This is a genomic window from Actinomadura opuntiae (assembly GCF_030283205.1).
In the GTDB taxonomy this organism is placed as follows: Bacteria; Actinomycetota; Actinomycetes; order Streptosporangiales; family Streptosporangiaceae; genus Spirillospora.
The window spans coordinates 339,719-355,278 of sequence record NZ_JASNWF010000009.1 but is presented as its reverse complement, the minus strand read 5'-3'; the positions used below and the strand labels follow the sequence as shown (position 1 = coordinate 355,278).

The following is a 15,560-nucleotide window of genomic DNA, read 5'->3' as shown; positions in this document are numbered from 1 at the left end:
CCACAGGGGGCCGACGCTAGGGAACCGGGGCCCGGGTCGTAGCGGGTCTCGGGCCCGATAGGTAGGCATTCGCCTAGGTCAGAGCTGTGCAGGCTAGCTGGTCGATAACTCGGTTCCGAGCCTGGCACGAGGCGTTCCATACCTACGTCCAGGAGGACTGTTGGCCCATCGCGGCACTCTTCCACCTCCAAGCTATGAGCTTCGGTTGATTCAGCTCCCGTCCTCGCTTTCCCCGGCGTGATGCTCGTTCAGAGTATTTCGGGACTCGGCGGAGGCCGCCCGTGTCGGCGCGGACGTGGATACGCTGCATGTCTTAGAGGCGTGACAGTCGGTTCTCGAGGACGCGGGGTGGGTGTTGATCAGTCCGTATGTCCGCCGGCTGCGGCTTGCGGCGGAGTTGCGCGAGCTGCGGGAGGGGGCCGGGGTCTCGGCGCAGGATCTGGCCAAGCGGTCGGGTGTGTACCGGCAGATGATCAGCAAGCTGGAGAACGCGCACGTCGCACCGAACCAGGAGGATGTGCAGCGCTTGCTGGATGTCCTTGGTGTCGAGGGTGACAAGTGGACGCAGCTCGTGCAGATCACTGCGGAGGCAGCAGCGCACGGCTGGTGGGAGTCGTCGGGGATCGGTGAGCGCCAGGCCAGGTTCGCCAACCTCGAGGCTGGCGCGAGCGTCATCCGCGAATACCAGCAGAACCTGATTCCGGGGCTGCTGCAGACAGAGGAGTTCATCGCGACGCGCTTGGCCAACACCGAGTTGCCCTTGCCGCCTGATGCCGAGGTCGCCGGCGTGCTGAAGGGGCGGGTCGGACGGCAGCGGATGCTGCATCGTCCAGCTGGCCCGTCCTACGAGGTGATCCTGGACGAGGTGGTGTTGCGTCGCCGTTCGGTCCCGGCGGAGGTGTTCCGTCGGCAACTCGGCCATATCGTCGACCTGTCCCGCCAGGACGAGCGGGTGACGGTGCGGGTTCTGCCTGTGGACGCTGAGATCCCTGGGTACAACATCCCTGAATGTTCGTTTTCGATGTACACCTATCCGGACGACGGCGATCCCGATGTGGTGGCTCTGGAGGCGGTGACGACCGACTTGGTCCTCACCGATCCGGAGCAGACCGCGCAGTTCGAGATGGTGTACGGAGGCCTTGTCCGTGCGGCCCTGTCGACCGAGCGGTCACGCGAGATGCTGGCGGATGCCGCGGACTCCCTCCCCTCGCACTAGGAAGATCACCATGAGCAGTCGTGAGCGCTACGTCGGGTGGCGCAAGTCCTCGTACAGCGGAACGGGCAACAACTGTGTCGAGGCCGGGCGGGCCGACGGACGTCGGGTCGGCGTCCGGGACACCGCAGCCGGCCATGCTGGGCCGGTTTTGGAGTTCGAGGTGAGCGCCTGGGCCGCATTGTTGGCAGCGATCCGGGAGGGAAGGCACCGCCTGCCGTAGCTCATCCAGATACATGCAGGGGTTGAAGTGACATACTTCGACCCCTTTTCTGCATGTCTGGGTAACGAAAGAAATGCACAGTGTCACAGAACTCCTTGCCGACCCGCTAAGGACAGTCACATACTCATGACTGTCACACAGCATGGACAGTCAGTGAGCGAGGGTATGGCTTAGCCCTTCCGAGGGCATGTCAACGGACTCCAAGAACCGGCTGTCGTTCGTCTGCAGGCTCACAGTCAGGAGCGACAAAGATGTCTGTGCCACCGACCGCGCCCCCGCGGCCCGACATGGCCACTCTCGGCGCAAGGCCCCCGCTGCACGACGGCGGTAACTGCAGAGAGCTTGTGGGGGTGGCCGCCCTGCCAACCGCGATCCCCCTGGTGCGTTCGTTCGCACGCGCCAAGCTGTCGGCATGGGGAGTGGAGGCCGACCACGGCTGGGAGTGCCAGCAGGTGCTCTCCGAACTCGTCACCAATGCCTTCGACATCACGGGCGAGCAGCTACCCAGCGAGCCGCTCGCCCTCGACGAGCTGGCGATGATCCTCGTCCAGCTCCGGATATCGGCCCAGCGCCTCATCGTGGAGGTCCGCGACTCCGGGGACGGCCGACCGCAGGTCCCCGACACGGGGGTCAACGACGAAGGCGGGCGCGGCCTCCGGCTGGCGACGATGCTCGCCGGCGCCTGGGGTTGGTACCCCGTCGCAGCGCCGAAGCCGGGCAAGGTCGTGTGGGCCTCGTGGGCACTCGATCGTGAAGCCGCCTCGTGAGGCTGCGTCCGGTGCATCGCCTGCTCGCCCGACGCCGTTCGGTCGAATCGCCGCTCCTCGCGTTTATCGTCCCCGACGAGATGACCGGACGCGAACTCGCGGACGGGGTCGGCCTGGCCTTCGCCCGCTCACGCGATGCCTTGGCGGAGGAGGCGAGGCAGGCTCGATACCGGGCCTGCCAGGAGAAGAATCGGCGGCATCGTGCTTACCTGGCCGGTCGAGCAGATGCCCTGAGTGAGGCCGTTGCGCGTACGGACGCCGCGATGGCCGACCTGTTCGCCGGGTAGAACGCCGGGCGCCGAAGGGTGGCGGCTCCCCCTCCAGGCCGGGGAGTCGCCGATCGCCTCCGTTCCCTGAGCCGGGCACCTGGACATGACGTTCGGCGAGTAGCGCGAGTGCCTGCCCTCGACAGCTGCGCCAGCCCCTGACCTGCGTCGGGCAGCTATCAACGGCCGGTCGGGCGAGGGCACGTGACGGCTCTGGAGCGCACGCCAGAATGCTTGCGAACAACAGCGCGCCACGCCGGTGCTTAAAGTAGCTGACGCGCTTCAGATGAGAGAAGCTGAGATGCATACGGCCGAACCGGGCTGTTGAAGCACTCAGCCGAACCGAGAAGAGAGGTCCCGAATGGTCCGAATTCAGTTGACGCTGGAGAGCACCTCACATGGACGCACTCGCCACTCGCATCGACGGGGCCACTGAGCAGCCCACCGTCGAGCTGCACGACCAACTCTGCTTGAAAGCACGGCAGGAAAGCTCAGGCACCAAGCCCCCCCGACCAGAGCTCTCAATACGCCGACACGGGCAAGCAAGCACAGGTCTCTCGGACGAGCCCGTTGTCCACAGCACTGTGGACAACGAACTGGAGTCCGGGACAGCGTGGACCTACGGTGCTCGATATAGCCGATCGAACAGGACCGGCAATCACCTACCTGCCTGCGGCATGAACGGTGACCGTGCAAGCGGCCGCGCAGCCTCTGGACTGTGCAGGTCACCGGCGGACCAACGCTGACTCACTCCGGGCGGAGGCGGCGGCGAGCGGCATCGAGACGCTCGGCGTAGTCGGCGGCGAAGAGATCCGGCAGTGCATTGTCGAGGGTTCCCGCGATCCGATGAAGCGGTGCCCAGACGGCTGAGTCGTCAACGACACGGCCGAGGTCGGTCATCTGCAACCGTTCCAACCACTCCGACAAGACGAGCGCTTCGTCCCGCGTGAGTCGAATGACGCTCTCTTCCCCTTGCATTCCTGCAACCTAGCCGCGGGCTCTGCTGACGCAGGGCAAGAAATGGAAAACGCAAGCGTTATCGGCTGCGGACCGGGCGCGGTCCACAGCCTAGGACGGGATCGAGCGCGATCCCAGGACAGGAGGCCAATGGTCGAACACGGCAGTGGCGAGTCCGCGTCGGGCACGGTGAAGCGACGCAACCGCCGAACCTATAGCGGGTCGAAACGAAGGCGAGTGTTGTACGTCCTGTTGTCGGACAACGAGCACGCAGTGGTGTCGAGGGCCGCCGAACGGGAGCATTTGGCGACCGCGGCGTGGGCTGCGCTGACGCTGCTCGCCGCAGCGACCGGGAAGCCGCGCACACAGAACAACGAACTGCGCGAGGTACTGCAGGCCGTCATGCAGGTGCGCGGTCAGGCGCACCGGATCGGCGTCAACCTCAACCAGGCGGTCGCCGCACTGAACTCAGGAGAGGTGTCCTCGACGATCCAGTGGTACGCCCGCGCCGCCGCGCAGACGATCCGCAAGCTGGATGAGCTGGCCGACGAGCTGAGAAGGCGGCTGCCATGACAGGAGCCGTCATAGTCCCGAAGGCCTCGGCGCTGAGCGCCGCAGGGTGATCGGGAAGGTTATGCGCGGTGTCCGGGTCCAGGGGTTGCTGCGCTACCTCTACGGTCCGGGCACCAACGGCGAACACCTCAACCCGCACATCGTGGCCGGTTTCGGGGACCTGGCCGACCTGGAACCAGCAGTGCGCCCTGACGGCCGCCGCGACTTTCGCCATCTGGAGGGTGTGCTGGCCCAGCCGCTGGCGCTGCTCGGTGAACGGAACTACCGCAAGCCCGTCTGGCATTGCGCCGTGCGGGCCGCTCCTGAAGACCCGGTCCTAGCCGATGAGCAGTGGGCACAGATCGCGGGCGAGATCATGCAGCGGACGGGTCTGGTCCCGGCGGGAGACGTTGACGCCGTCCGCTGGATCGCCGTCCGGCACGCCGACGACCACGTCCACATCGTGGCCACGCTGGCGCGGCCGGACGGCGTCCGCCCCGAGGTATGGAACGACGGGTACCGGGTGCGGGACGCCTGCCGGGCGGTAGAGGCGCGGTTCGGTCTGCGGTCCACGGCGCCGGCGGACCGGACCGCCGCCCGCCGCCCCAAACGTGGCGAGACCGAGAAAGCCGTCCGCCGCGGCCGCCCAGTACCTTCACGTACCTTCCTGCATCACAAGGTTCAGACGGCGGCCGCCGGTGCGGGCAGCGAGAGGGAGTTCTTCGAGCGGCTCCAGGACGATGGCGTCCTGGTGCGGCGGCGGTTCAGCCAGCGGACGGCGGGCGAGCTGACCGGATACGCGGTGGCTGCACCCGGCGATGTCAACGCGGACGGACAGCCGGTCTGGTACGGGGGCGGCAAGCTCGCCGCCGACCTCACGCTGCCCAAACTCCGCCGCCGCTGGACAGGTGCGGACGACTCCGTCCACAGCCCGTCCACCATCCGTCCGCTGTCCGGACGACACCTGTCCACGCGGACAAGGCAGGCCGTGCTGCGGACCACCGTCCGCCGCGCCGCGGACAAGGCCCGGACGATAGCCGAGTTCCTTGACCGGCTCCAGGACAACGGGCTCCTGGTTAAGGTCCGCTCCAGCCAGTACGTCCCCGCTCAGATCACCGGCTACGCCGTCGCCCTTCCCGCCGAGCCCGGTGACGAGGCACCGACCTGGCATCCAGGAAGCCGGCTCGCAGACGACCTCTCTCTCACGCGCCTCCAGCAACGTTGGGCATCACCCGGGGCGCGTGACATGCCAACCGCCGTCGTTGACGACCTCACCGTTGAGGAGCGGCAGGCGTTCTACGACGACGCGGCCCGCGCCGCGTCCTACGCCACCTCCCACATTCGTCGCTACCTCGCCACCAATCCTCACGCAGTCCAGGACGCCTGCTGGGCCGCCTCCGACGCTCTCCGCACCGCCGCGCAAGCCACCGGCAACCATCACCTCCGCCGCGCCGCCGACACCTACGACCGCGCCGCCCGCGCACCCTACGGTCACATCCCGCGGCCCTCCCCTGCCGGCAACGCCCTACGCACCGCAGCCCGCCTCCTCGCACTCACCGGCTCGACCATGAACCGGGCGGCAGTGTCGGCCATGATGCTTGTCGCCAACCTCATCTCGCTGCTCGATACCATCGCCGAGCTGCGCCGACTCCAGCACCGCCAAGCCCAAGCCGACGCCGCCCGAAAAGCCGCCGCACACGTCCGCGAAGCGCAACCCGCCGCCCCCACCAACGCATCACAACAGGCCGCGCAGGCTGCCATGCCCACGCAAGTACAGCTGGCCATGGCCGCCTTCCCCAACCCGTGGGCGCCACTGCAACCCACGGCTCCCAGCAGACCTGCCGCTTCTGCGCCCTCTCCATCTACCAGTCCAAGCCGGCGGCATCGGTAACGAAGCCGCCGTTCCCCTGATCGCAAATCTCCTTCCTTCAAAGAAGACGACCGCGAAGGCGACGTCGGCACCCCCGCGGCCCGAGACCAGCTCATACGAACGAGAGGCGCTCGAAGATCCGTGGAAGCTCCATCAGAGCCATCGTCACGTACCAGGACACGGAGGCATCCGAATGCAGACCATGCAACACGAAGACCTCGACGCGCTTCCCACCGTCGTCAGCATCACGACCGCAGCCCGCGCTCTGGGACTCTCCCGCACATACGCCTATGAACTGGCGAAACGCGGCGATTTCCCGTGCCGCATCATCCGAGTCGGTACCGCTTACCGGGTGCCGACCGCTGAACTCCGCAAGCTGCTCGGCGTGACCTAGCCCGACGGGGAGCCGCGCTCGCCCTTGGATGGCGATGGAGATCGCCATCCAGGGGTTAGGGCACCTGACCTCGACGTCCAGGCCTCAATGCTCTCGTTGAAATGATCTACCAGCATGTAGTTGACTCTCCGCGAGTGAGCGATGACAAAGCGAAGGTCTGCGCTGAGTTCCCCGAGCGCCCGCACGAGCGCCTCGAACGGCTGGTGAACCTGCTGGCCGAAGGGGTCGATGAACTCCGACACCTCGAGCCGCTCCCCGGTGCGCGTGCCACGGAGCCTCTCGCCACCCTCGCTCGTGAGTGATCGGGAGCCTCGCCGCCGTCCGGCGGGAAGCGTTCCGCGAAGCCCGGACCGATGGCCTCACGCTCACGTAGCTCGCCGACCAGCTCGGCATGAGTGTTCAGGCGGTGTCCCAGGTGCTGAAGAAGCAACCTCACGATTAGACCAACGTCTACGGAGGCGTCCCTCGGCCCTGGCGCCGCGAAGTGACCGTTCTGAGGAGAAGCCTTGAGAGGTACGACGTTCAAGCGCTGCGGCTGCCGCACCCCCGAGACCGGCAAGAAGTTCGCCTTGGGGACATGCCCGCAGCTGACCAAGCGCACCCACGGTTCCTGGTGGGCACGCTATGAAGCTCCCCCAGGAGCGGATGGACGCCGAAGACAACCCTACGTCGGTCCATTCACCACCCAGAGAGCCGCTCAGGCGGCCCTCGCGGACGAACTCGCTACGGCGGAACGGCTCGGCCAGCCGATCGACCGATCCCTGAAGGTCGGCTCCTACCTGGAGAAGATCTGGCTGCCAGGCAAGCGGCGTCTGGCGAAGTCGACCTATGCGGACTATGAAGAGATCGTCCGCCTCTACCTGGCGCCGGCGCTCGGGCACCTCAAGCTCGTGGAACTGCGCGACAAGCATGCACGTGACCTCTACGACGCCATTCTTCAGATCAACAGGCCGCTTCCCGCCTCGGAGAAGCCGAGCGAGCTCCTCCAGCGGTTGCTGGACGCCCGGGCGCTGGCCCCTCGGAAGTTCCCTTCGCGGGACAAGCCCGCTCGCAAGCAGACTCAGCCGATCTCACCGGCAAGGGTGAGGAAGGTTCACGCGGTGCTGTCGTCCGCCCTGAACTCGGCGGTCAAGTCCAAGCGCCTCGCACACAATCCGATCGAGCACGTGGAACTGCCCCGGATCAAGGGCAGGCGGGTCAAACCGTATGTGTGGACCGCCGAACGCGTCCAACGCTGGCAGGAGACCGGCAAAGCGCCGGGCCCAGTGATGGTCTGGACTCCCGCACAGACTGGCGCGTTCCTCGACTTCGCGGTCGATGACCGGCTGTACGCCCTCTTCCACCTGGTCGCCTTCCGCGGTCTGCGACGAGCCGAGGTCGCGGGGCTGTCCTGGCAGGACACCGACCTGAAGGATTCGGGGACGATCACCATCAGGGAAACGCTGCCCGAGGAGGACGACGAGTACGACGACACCAAGTCGGAGGCCGGCGAGCGAATGGTCGCGTTGGACTCGACGACGATCTCGGTGCTGCTGGCATGGCGCGAGCGCCAAGAAGAGGAGCGCCTCGCCGCCGGACCGGAGGTCTGGGTCGACTCGGGCCGGGTGTTCACCCAGGCGGACGGCAGACCGCTCCGCCCTCAGTGGATCTCCACGCGGTTCGACGACCTCATCGAGAAGCACGGGCGGGTCCGCCGGAGGCATGTCGAGGAGGGCTGGGCACCGGACCGGATCGCGCGGCGGCACCGCGTCAGCGAAAGAGCTGTGCAGTGGGCGCTACGGGGCGCCCCTCTGCCGCCGATCCGCTTCCACGACCTGCGGCACGGGGCGGCCACGCTGGCGCTGCTCGGCAAGGTCGACATGAAGGTGATCAGCGAGACGCTCGGGCACTCGCGTCATTCGTTCACCGCCGACACCTACACCTCGGTCCTGCCGGAGGTGTCGAGGGCCGCCGCTGAGGCCGTCGCCGCTGTCGTTCCGCTCATGTCAGCCGACGAGGTGACAGCCGAGCCGCCGGTGAACGTGGTCTCGTTGGCGGACCGGCGCAGGAGGCGAACCGAACACGCAGGGTAGTCGTGCCGATGATCCCCTTCGGGGCTCTGACCTGGGCTCGGTGACACCGCCGCGACATCTCGTGCTCACCACGTGCTATCCAGGGCCAACAAAACGGACATCTGGAACGCGACAGGGACTTCGTCCAAGATCGCAATCTCGGGCGAAGTCCCTGGTCAGGTGGCGGAGGATCGGGGATTTGAACCCCGGATGGGCGGTAAACCCAAACCGCATTAGCAGTGCGGCGCCATAGACCGGACTAGGCGAATCCTCCAGGAGCCATCAGGCTCAGCACAGGGTACCGGTTCGGCGTACCCACCGGCAAAGTCTGGCCTGAGGCACTGAAGCATACCGTGGCGGCGGCGAGGTGGCCGGCGAATCGCTCCCGGGGCCGCGGGAGCGAAGCGCCGCCGGTCAGCCGCCGATGCGGAAGCCGGTGTAGCCGCAGGCCTTGCCCAGGTCCTCGCCGTGCTGCTGCATCTGCGAGAAGTTGGGCGTGCCGCCGGACAGGTTGCCGGAGCTGAGCTTGCGGAGCGTGGCGGCGGTCTCGTCGAGGTCGCCGGCGAACGCGCTCGCGGCCGTCTCGACGTCGCCGCCGGCGTTCTGGCCCTCGCTGCGGATCTTGGTGGCCGCGTCCGAGAACGTCTGGGCCGTCGACTCGGCGCCGCCGGAACCGGTGGCCGAGCCGCCGCTGGAGGCGACGCTCTTCAGCTCGGTCTCGATGTTCTTGCAGGCGGTCTTCTTCTTGCCGCCGCCGGTGATGGAGTCCACCGGGCCGCAGGCCGTGGAGCCGAGAAGCACGCCACCGATGGCCAGGGCGCCGACGAGCTTGGCGGCAGACATGCGCATGAACCTTCTCCTTCAGGGGGGTTTTGGGACTTCGGACGAGGGTAGACCGCAGTGGCCACATCCGTCTCGATTACACCTTTGGCGCTACTTCGCCACAGACGGTTCCGTGACCCGGCTCACACCGCCGATCGCGTCTCCCCGGCCGCCGATTCGCGGTCCGGTGCCGGGAGCCGGTACAGTTGGCTCCGGACGGGCACCCGTAGCTCAATGGATAGAGCATCTGACTACGGATCAGAAGGTTAGGGGTTCGAATCCCTTCGGGTGCGCAGCAGGTAGAAGGCCCCTTCCGGTTGTGGAAGGGGCCTTCTGTGTTGGGGCTGCGGGCCGGAGGGCCCTCGGCTGCTTGCTTGTCGTTGGCGTGGGGTTATTCGGGCTTCAGTGAGGTCGCCCATCGTTGGATGTTGCCCAGGTAGCGCGAAGCGCGTCTGATGCCGGGGACGCCGATGGCGACGGCCAAGGTTCCGCATGCGAGCAGGTACGGTGCCTGTTCTGCCCGGTCGTGTCTCTCCCGTACGAGGTCGTCGTAGCCGCGGGGGCCGTAGCCGGTGAAGCACGTGTACGGGCCGTCTGGGTGCATCACCTTGCCGCCGCACTTGATCGGCCGGTGAGCGTCGTAGAGGCTCTTGGCACCGACGAACACCACGATCGGCCCGAACAGGATCAGGGCACTGAAGGCCAGCCACAGCAGCATTACCGCGATCGCCCGCGGGCGGCCGCCGGGGGGTGCGGGTGGGCGGGACATGAGCACAACCCCTTGGCTGCCACGGTCGATTGCCGGGATGTTACCCGGCACTCCCGTCCGTAGCGAGGGCTTGGAACTCGCGGAGTTCTACGGGGAGGGTGGTGGCGCGGGCCAGTTTGCGGGCCCATTCGAGGGCGGTGTCGAGGTCGGGGGCCCTGATGATGGACAGGCCGCCGACGTGTTCTTTGCCTTCGGCGTACGGGCCGTCCGTGATGAGGACCTCGCCGGCTTCCGGGCGGGCCACGACGGCGTTGTGGGCGAGGTGCAGGCCGCCTGCGAAGACCCAGGCGCCGGCGTCCTGGAGTTCCCGGTTGAAGGCCGCGAGGTCGCGGGTGATCGGCTCCAGGATCTCCGGCGGGGGCGGGTCCCCGTCGGGCTGCTGGATGCTGAGCAGGTAGTGCTTCACCGTTCCTCCACGGGTTTGCGGGCCACACCGCCCGTGCAGGCGACGTTGTGGAAGGCGGAGCGGGAGTCGGGACGCCATTGTGTTACGGGGACGACTCCGGGTTCTACCAGTTCGAGGCCGTCGAGGTAGCGGGCGATCTGCTCGGGGCTGCGCGGGGTGTAGGGGACGGCGCCGCTGCCGGAGTTGAAGGCCTCGATGGCCTGCACGTAGTCGGGGTCGTCGTTGGTGCCGTCGTAGACGGCGAGGTGGCTGCCCGGCGCCAGGGGGGCGACGAGGCGGGTCACGATGGAGCGGGCCTGGTCGTAGTCGGCCACCAGGCCGAGGATGCCCATGAGCATGAGCGCGACGGGCCGGTCGAAGTCCAGTGTCCTGGCGGCCTCGGCCAGGATCGGCTCGGGGTCGCGGACGTCCGCCTCGATGTAGTCGGTGGCGCCTTCGGGGCTGCTGTTCAGCAGGGCCTTGGCCTGGACGAGGACGAGGGGGTCGTTGTCGACGTAGACGATGCGGGCCTCGGGTGCGACCCGCTGCGCGACCTCGTGGGTGTTGTCCATGGTGGGCAGGCCGGTGCCGATGTCCAGGAACTGGCGGATCCCGGCCTCCGCCGCCAGGTAGCGCACCACGCGCGTGAGCATGTACCGGGACTGGCGGGCCGTTTCGACCATCCCGGGGAAGGTGCGGAAGACGTTCTCGCCCGCCGCGCGGTCGACGGGGTAGTTGTCCTTGCCGCCCAGCAGGAAGTTCCAGATCCGCGCCGAATGCGGCACGGTGGTGTCGATCTCGGGCTGTGGGTCCATGCCGGCTCCTGGTCTCAAGGCGTCTCTCCGCTTTTCCTTCCCCGAAGCGCGCAAGAACGCCGCCCCGGCTTGAAGGAACGTGCTCTTCTGGCCGGGCGTTACTCTCGGTAGCGCACGCCCGTGGAGGAGAACATGAGCTCTGACCCTGTGGACCGTCCGGGGCGTGACGGCGCCGCGGACCGGCCGGTGTCGGCGCGGGTCTGGGACTACTGGCTCGGCGGCAAGGACCACTACGAGGTGGACCGGGAGGCGGGAGAGCGCGTCGCCCGGCAGGTCCCCGGCGTGGTCGCGGCGGCGCGGACGGACCGGCTGTTCCTCGGACGGTGCGTCCGGCACCTGGTGGACGAGGGCGTGCGGCAGTTCCTGGACGTCGGCACCGGGCTGCCCACCGCCGACAACACCCATGAGATCGCGCAGCGGGCGGCGCCGGAGTCGCGGGTCGTCTACGTCGACAACGATCCGCTGGTGCTCGTCCACGCGCGGGCGCTCCTGACCAGTTCGCCGGAGGGCGCGACCAGCTACATCGACGCGGACGTGCGCAATCCGGAGCGGATCCTGGAGGAGGCCGCGGCGACGCTGGACTTCGGCGAACCCGTCGCGCTGCTGATGCTGGCCCTGCTGCATCTGATCGTCGACGACGAGGAGGCGCGGAGCATCGTCCGGCGGCTGACCGGGGCCCTGGCGCCGGGGAGTTTCGTGGCGCTGTCCCACGCGTGCCTGGACGTCGAGGTGACGCACCACGCGGTGGAGGCGTGGAACGGCAGCGGCACCCCGCATCCGATCAGGGCGCGGACGGCCCGGGAGATCGCGGGGCTGTTCGAGGGGCTGGAGCTGGTCGAGCCGGGGGTGGTGTCCTGCTCGCGCTGGCGTCCGGAGCCCAACCTGTGGGGCGAGCCGCAGGAGACCATGACGTTTTGTGGAGTCGCGAGAAAACTGTCGCGCTAATCGTGTTCGTTAGAGGATCGAGGTACTTGTACCGGTCTGTGGAGGCGATCCTTGGCGCACATCGAACTGGACGACGGCGTTCCCGGACTGCCGTCCCTGCTGGCGTTCCGGCCGGAGACGGCCGGGCCGCTCGCGGCGCTGGCGGAGACCCTGCTGCGGGGGCCGAGCCCGCTGGAGCGCGGTGAGCGCGAGCTGATCGCGGCCTATGTCTCGGAACTGAACGGCTGCGACTTCTGCGCCTCGTCCCACGGGGCGTGCGCCGCCGCCCAGTTGCCCGGCGGCATGTCCCTGGTGCGGCAGGTCCACGCCAACCTGGCGGTGGCGCCGGTGTCCGACAAGCTGAGGGCGCTGCTGGGCCTCGCCGCCGCCGTGCAGCGGGGCGGCCGCGAGGTGGCCGACGAGCACGTCGCGGCCGCGCGCCACGCCGGGGCCACCGACGTGGAGATCCACGACACCGTCCTCATCGCCGCCGCGTTCTGCATGTACAACCGGTACGTGGACGGCCTGGGCACCAGCGTGCCGTCCGATCCGGGCGACTATGCGCGGATGGCCGAACGGATCACCGTGCACGGATACGGCGCCCTGCCCCGCTGACCCCGGTCACGCGCCGGGCCGCTCCAGCGCCCGGAGGAAACGGTCGCGGTCCACGACCGCGCGCTCGATCTCGCCCGCCGCGACGACCGTCCCGGAATCGTCGACGGCCCGGACCGCGAAGGTGAGCCGGCGGCCGGACGCGTCCGCCGGCGGGTCCGCGGTGACCTCGACGGTGCCGCCGACCGGCGTGGCGCGCAGGTGCTCGACGCGGACGGCCACCTCGTAACGCACCCGACCACCCTAACGCCGTGACGACACCATCACCTAGTGTGACGAATGTGGAGGACGAAGAGCGGATCATCGCGGTGGCGACCCGGCTGTTCGCGGAGCTGGGCTACGACTCGACCGGCATCGAGCTGATCGCGGACGCGGCGGGCGGCGGCGGCCGCGCCGCGGTGGCCGCCGCGGGCGGCAAGAACGGGCTGTACCGGCGGGTGATGGACCGCGCGTACCGTGCCGAGCAGGAGATGCTGGAGAGCGCGCTCGCCGCGTACACGCCCGACCCGGCGGGCGCGCACCGGGTGATCGACCTGTACCTCGACTTCTACGTCGCGAACCCGGAGATCGTCGCCCTCTGGATGCACCGCTGGATGGGCGACGCCGCCGACGCCGACGGGCTGGAGGGCGACTACGTCGATCCGCAGGACGCGCTGGTCGCGGAGGTCGTGGCGGGCGTGGTGCCGCCGGACGTGGCCGTCGACCTGCTCGTCCGGACGGTGGTGTGGTGCGTGTTCGGGTTCCTGTCGGGCGGGCTGCCGGGGGCGCGCGGGCGGTCGGAGCCGCGCCGCCCCGACGAGATCGCGCGTTTCCGCACCTACCTGCACGTCCTCATCGACCGCATGATCGCCCCCGCCCCGGCGGGCTGAGGGGCGCTTCGCCGACGATTGCCCGCAAGAGGGCCGGGTAGGACGGCGTCCGTAGGAGCCGGGCGGTCCCCAGCGCCCGCGGACGCACGTTCGGTCGAGGGGGCCCAGTGGGGGAGCGCAGGCACGAGCCGTGGCCGCGGTTGCGGGTCGCGGACTGGACCGACACCCGGGACACCCTGCACATGTGGACCCAGATCGTCGGGAAGATCCGGATGGCGCACGCGCCGCTGGTGAACCACTGGTGGCAGGTCACGCTGTACGTGAGCCCGCGCGGGCTGACGACCTCGGCGATCCCCTACCGGGACGGGGCGTTCGACCTGGAGTTCGACTTCGTCGACCACCGGCTGCGCATCCGCAGCAGCCACGGCGAGGAGCGCGGCGTCGCGCTGGAGCCGAAGCCGGTGGCCGACTTCTACGCCGAGACCATGGACCACCTCGTCGGGCTGGGGATCGAGACGACGATCCAGGCGCGGCCCAACGAGGTGGAGCCGTCGATCCCGTTCGCCGACGACCGCCAGCACGCGTCCTACGATCCGCGGGCCGCGCAACTCTTCTGGCGGCAGCTGCTGGAGGCGAACCGGGTCATCGGGGAGTTCCGGTCCCATTTCGTCGGCAAGGTGAGCCCGGTGCACTTCTTCTGGGGCGCGATGGACCTGGCCTGCACCCGGTTCTCCGGACGCACCGCGCCGCGGCATCCGGGCGGGGCGCCCAACTGCGGCGACTGGGTGATGGTGGAGGGGTACTCGCGGGAGCTGAGCAGCTGCGGCTTCTGGCCCGGTCTGGAGGAAGGGGCGTTCTACGCCTACGCCTATCCCGAGCCGGACGGGTTCGCCGAGTATCCGGTGGCACCGGACGCGGCGTACTACAGCCCCGAGAACGGCCAGTTCCTGCTGCCGTACGAGGCGGTCGCCGCGGCGGACGATCCCGACGCGACCCTGTCGGCGTTCCTGCACAGCACCTATGAGGCCGCCGCCGTACGCGGGAACTGGGACCGCGCCACGCTGGAGGACGACCCCCACCGCTGGACCCGCCACCACGTCTGACGCGGACCGAGCGCGGACGAAGCGGACCAAGAAAGGGGATCGGAATGCCGGATCACGATGGTTTTCCCGCGCCGAGCCAAGGGCTCGTGGTCACTCAGTTCCTGACCGTCCGGGATGTGGACGTCTCCAAGGAGTTCTATGTGAACGTCCTCGGCGGCGAGGTGATCCTGGAGGAGAACCCGGCGACCGTCCGGGTGGCGAACAGCTGGATCATCATGAACCCGGGCGGCGGGCCGACCCCGGACAAGCCGGACATCGTCCTAAGCCCGCCCTCGCCCGGCGACCCGGTGTCGACATTCATGAACGTCCGGGTGGCCGACATCGAGGCCTTCTATGCGGACGCCAAGGCCAAGGGCGTCGAGTTCCTCACCGAGCCGTTGGACCGCAAGGCGGAGATCCGCTGCTACATGCGCGATCCGGACGGCTACCTCATCGAGGTCGGGCAGGCCACCGGGATGCTCCAGGGGATCTTCGCCGATCCGCCGGCGTCCCGGTAGCGAGGTCGCCGAGATTTCTGCGCGGGAAGCGATGAATGGGCGGCATCCGGCAGGTACATCCATCGACCGGACGGCGCCCGGCCCCGCGTCGGGCGCCGCGACAGGAAGGGATCTTCGATGGATGCCAATGAGTCCGAGGTGCGCTCCGTGCTCGACCGCCTGTACAAGGCCTGGGCCGACAACGACGCCGACGCGTTCGCCGACCTGTACGTGGAGGACGCCACCGTGGTGATGCCCGGAGTCTTCCACCAGGGACGGTCGGCGGTGCGCGACTTCATGGCCCAGTCCTTCGCGGGGCCGCTGAAGGGGTCCCGCGCCGTCGACGAACCGCAGGACGTGCGGGTGGACGGCGACACCGCCGTCATCGTCAGCAATTCCGGCATCATCATGGCCGGGCAGTCCGAGGTGCCGCCCGACCGCGAGGTCCGGGCCACCTGGGTGCTGGCCAGGCGGAACGGCGAATGGCTCATCTCCGCCTACACCAACACGCCCGTGCGCTGACACGGCCGCCCGCGGCCCCGCCCCGGCGGG

The 15,560-nt window shown here is 68.6% G+C and carries 21 protein-coding genes and 2 tRNA genes; 16 read left to right on the top strand and 7 right to left on the bottom strand.

The features are described 5' to 3' along the window. Positions 1 to 352 precede the first annotated feature (352 nt). The 4 genes from QP089_RS21915 (at position 353) to QP089_RS21900 (ending at position 2,490) form a co-directional block, all read left to right on the top strand. Positions 353 to 1,216: a helix-turn-helix domain-containing protein gene (locus tag QP089_RS21915; RefSeq protein WP_285913595.1), complete on the top strand. Its 864-nt coding sequence runs from the start codon at positions 353 to 355 to the stop codon at positions 1,214 to 1,216. Next, entirely contained in the window at positions 1,188 to 1,436 is a 249-nt protein-coding gene (locus tag QP089_RS21910) for a DUF397 domain-containing protein (RefSeq protein WP_353070601.1), read from the top strand. The genes QP089_RS21915 and QP089_RS21910 overlap by 29 nt, the downstream gene beginning before the upstream one ends. Before the next feature lie 251 nt (positions 1,437 to 1,687). Next, positions 1,688 to 2,203: an ATP-binding protein gene (locus tag QP089_RS21905; RefSeq protein WP_353070600.1), complete on the top strand. Its 516-nt coding sequence runs from the start codon at positions 1,688 to 1,690 to the stop codon at positions 2,201 to 2,203. 11 nt (positions 2,204 to 2,214) lie between these two features. Continuing rightward, a complete protein-coding gene (locus tag QP089_RS21900) occupies positions 2,215 to 2,490 on the top strand; it encodes a hypothetical protein (RefSeq protein ID WP_285913593.1) in 276 nt (91 codons plus the stop codon). A gap of 726 nt (positions 2,491 to 3,216) precedes the next feature. Here the strand turns inward: QP089_RS21900 and QP089_RS21895 are convergent. Then, positions 3,217 to 3,447, bottom strand: coding sequence for a hypothetical protein (locus QP089_RS21895; protein WP_285913592.1), 231 nt, complete (start codon positions 3,445 to 3,447; stop codon positions 3,217 to 3,219). Positions 3,448 to 3,576: 129 nt separating this feature from the next. On the opposite strand from QP089_RS21895, the gene QP089_RS21890 reads away from it, so the two are divergent. The 5 genes from QP089_RS21890 to QP089_RS21870 all read left to right on the top strand — a co-directional run bounded on the left by QP089_RS21890 (position 3,577) and on the right by QP089_RS21870 (position 8,314). Further along, positions 3,577 to 3,999, top strand: a complete 423-nt coding sequence (locus tag QP089_RS21890) for a hypothetical protein (protein ID WP_285913591.1) — start codon at positions 3,577 to 3,579, stop codon at positions 3,997 to 3,999. 61 nt (positions 4,000 to 4,060) lie between these two features. After that, positions 4,061 to 5,869 (top strand): relaxase/mobilization nuclease domain-containing protein, encoded by a 1,809-nt coding sequence (locus QP089_RS21885; RefSeq protein WP_285913590.1) that lies wholly within the window; start codon positions 4,061 to 4,063, stop codon positions 5,867 to 5,869. Between the two features lie 172 nt (positions 5,870 to 6,041). Beyond that, positions 6,042 to 6,242, top strand: a complete 201-nt coding sequence (locus QP089_RS21880) for a helix-turn-helix domain-containing protein (RefSeq protein WP_285913589.1) — start codon at positions 6,042 to 6,044, stop codon at positions 6,240 to 6,242. Positions 6,243 to 6,376: 134 nt separating this feature from the next. Next, positions 6,377 to 6,544, top strand: coding sequence for a hypothetical protein (locus QP089_RS21875; protein ID WP_285913588.1), 168 nt, complete (start codon positions 6,377 to 6,379; stop codon positions 6,542 to 6,544). Positions 6,545 to 6,811: 267 nt separating this feature from the next. After that, positions 6,812 to 8,314: a tyrosine-type recombinase/integrase gene (locus QP089_RS21870; protein WP_285913587.1), complete on the top strand. Its 1,503-nt coding sequence runs from the start codon at positions 6,812 to 6,814 to the stop codon at positions 8,312 to 8,314. A 160-nt stretch (positions 8,315 to 8,474) separates the two neighbouring features. On the opposite strand, the gene QP089_RS21865 is transcribed toward QP089_RS21870, so the two are convergent. Together QP089_RS21865 and QP089_RS21860 are read right to left on the bottom strand one after the other, a co-directional pair. After that, positions 8,475 to 8,567: transfer RNA gene (locus QP089_RS21865), tRNA-Ser, on the bottom strand. A 140-nt stretch (positions 8,568 to 8,707) separates the two neighbouring features. Beyond that, entirely contained in the window at positions 8,708 to 9,142 is a 435-nt protein-coding gene (locus QP089_RS21860; protein WP_285913586.1) for a hypothetical protein, read from the bottom strand. A gap of 193 nt (positions 9,143 to 9,335) precedes the next feature. Between QP089_RS21860 and QP089_RS21855 the strand changes: the two genes are divergently transcribed. Continuing rightward, a tRNA-Arg gene (locus QP089_RS21855) sits at positions 9,336 to 9,408 on the top strand. A gap of 98 nt (positions 9,409 to 9,506) precedes the next feature. Here the strand turns inward: QP089_RS21855 and QP089_RS21850 are convergent. The 3 genes from QP089_RS21850 to QP089_RS21840 all read right to left on the bottom strand — a co-directional run bounded on the left by QP089_RS21850 (position 9,507) and on the right by QP089_RS21840 (position 11,084). Beyond that, on the bottom strand, positions 9,507 to 9,833 hold the full coding sequence (locus tag QP089_RS21850; RefSeq protein WP_285913585.1) for a hypothetical protein: 327 nt from the start codon (positions 9,831 to 9,833) through the stop codon (positions 9,507 to 9,509). A gap of 91 nt (positions 9,834 to 9,924) precedes the next feature. After that, positions 9,925 to 10,290 carry a YciI family protein gene (locus QP089_RS21845; protein WP_285913584.1) on the bottom strand — a complete coding sequence of 122 codons (366 nt, stop codon included), beginning with the start codon at positions 10,288 to 10,290 and terminating at the stop codon, positions 9,925 to 9,927. After that, positions 10,287 to 11,084, bottom strand: coding sequence for an SAM-dependent methyltransferase (locus QP089_RS21840; protein ID WP_285913583.1), 798 nt, complete (start codon positions 11,082 to 11,084; stop codon positions 10,287 to 10,289). Before QP089_RS21840 ends, QP089_RS21845 begins: the two co-directional genes overlap by 4 nt. A gap of 132 nt (positions 11,085 to 11,216) precedes the next feature. Here QP089_RS21840 and QP089_RS21835 point away from each other — a divergent pair, with 132 nt between their 5' ends. Together QP089_RS21835 and QP089_RS21830 are read left to right on the top strand one after the other, a co-directional pair. Next, positions 11,217 to 12,029 (top strand): SAM-dependent methyltransferase, encoded by an 813-nt coding sequence (locus QP089_RS21835; RefSeq protein ID WP_285913582.1) that lies wholly within the window; start codon positions 11,217 to 11,219, stop codon positions 12,027 to 12,029. A 36-nt stretch (positions 12,030 to 12,065) separates the two neighbouring features. Further along, positions 12,066 to 12,623: a carboxymuconolactone decarboxylase family protein gene (locus QP089_RS21830; protein WP_285913665.1), complete on the top strand. Its 558-nt coding sequence runs from the start codon at positions 12,066 to 12,068 to the stop codon at positions 12,621 to 12,623. 6 nt (positions 12,624 to 12,629) lie between these two features. Here the strand turns inward: QP089_RS21830 and QP089_RS21825 are convergent, their stop codons facing one another. Beyond that, the gene (locus QP089_RS21825) at positions 12,630 to 12,854 is read right to left on the bottom strand and encodes a thioesterase, FlK family (RefSeq protein ID WP_285913581.1); all 225 of its coding nucleotides are present in this window, start codon (positions 12,852 to 12,854) and stop codon (positions 12,630 to 12,632) included. Between the two features lie 47 nt (positions 12,855 to 12,901). Between QP089_RS21825 and QP089_RS21820 the strand changes: the two genes are divergently transcribed. From QP089_RS21820 to QP089_RS21805, 4 genes are all read left to right on the top strand, one after another. After that, entirely contained in the window at positions 12,902 to 13,489 is a 588-nt protein-coding gene (locus tag QP089_RS21820) for a TetR/AcrR family transcriptional regulator (protein ID WP_285913580.1), read from the top strand. Between the two features lie 107 nt (positions 13,490 to 13,596). Then, positions 13,597 to 14,532 carry a DUF5996 family protein gene (locus QP089_RS21815; RefSeq protein WP_285913579.1) on the top strand — a complete coding sequence of 312 codons (936 nt, stop codon included), beginning with the start codon at positions 13,597 to 13,599 and terminating at the stop codon, positions 14,530 to 14,532. A gap of 86 nt (positions 14,533 to 14,618) precedes the next feature. Continuing rightward, on the top strand, positions 14,619 to 15,029 hold the full coding sequence (locus QP089_RS21810; RefSeq protein WP_285913578.1) for a VOC family protein: 411 nt from the start codon (positions 14,619 to 14,621) through the stop codon (positions 15,027 to 15,029). 117 nt (positions 15,030 to 15,146) lie between these two features. After that, entirely contained in the window at positions 15,147 to 15,530 is a 384-nt protein-coding gene (locus QP089_RS21805; protein WP_285913577.1) for an SgcJ/EcaC family oxidoreductase, read from the top strand. The last annotated feature ends 30 nt before the right edge of the window (positions 15,531 to 15,560 follow it).

What these genes read in the sequence shown, in the direction of transcription:
- QP089_RS21910 (WP_353070601.1), top strand. Translation starts at nt 1,188, where the DNA reads ATGCCGCGGACTCCCTCCCCTCGCACTAGGAAGATCACCATGAGCAGT.
- QP089_RS21905 (WP_353070600.1), top strand. Translation starts at nt 1,688, where the DNA reads ATGTCTGTGCCACCGACCGCGCCCCCGCGGCCCGACATGGCCACTCTC.
- QP089_RS21895 (WP_285913592.1), bottom strand. Translation starts at nt 3,447, where the DNA reads ATGCAAGGGGAAGAGAGCGTCATTCGACTCACGCGGGACGAAGCGCTC.
- QP089_RS21890 (WP_285913591.1), top strand. Translation starts at nt 3,577, where the DNA reads ATGGTCGAACACGGCAGTGGCGAGTCCGCGTCGGGCACGGTGAAGCGA.
- QP089_RS21885 (WP_285913590.1), top strand. Translation starts at nt 4,061, where the DNA reads ATGCGCGGTGTCCGGGTCCAGGGGTTGCTGCGCTACCTCTACGGTCCG.
- QP089_RS21880 (WP_285913589.1), top strand. Translation starts at nt 6,042, where the DNA reads ATGCAGACCATGCAACACGAAGACCTCGACGCGCTTCCCACCGTCGTC.
- QP089_RS21860 (WP_285913586.1), bottom strand. Translation starts at nt 9,142, where the DNA reads ATGCGCATGTCTGCCGCCAAGCTCGTCGGCGCCCTGGCCATCGGTGGC.
- QP089_RS21850 (WP_285913585.1), bottom strand. Translation starts at nt 9,833, where the DNA reads ATGCTGCTGTGGCTGGCCTTCAGTGCCCTGATCCTGTTCGGGCCGATC.
- QP089_RS21840 (WP_285913583.1), bottom strand. Translation starts at nt 11,084, where the DNA reads ATGGACCCACAGCCCGAGATCGACACCACCGTGCCGCATTCGGCGCGG.
- QP089_RS21835 (WP_285913582.1), top strand. Translation starts at nt 11,217, where the DNA reads ATGAGCTCTGACCCTGTGGACCGTCCGGGGCGTGACGGCGCCGCGGAC.
- QP089_RS21805 (WP_285913577.1), top strand. Translation starts at nt 15,147, where the DNA reads ATGGATGCCAATGAGTCCGAGGTGCGCTCCGTGCTCGACCGCCTGTAC.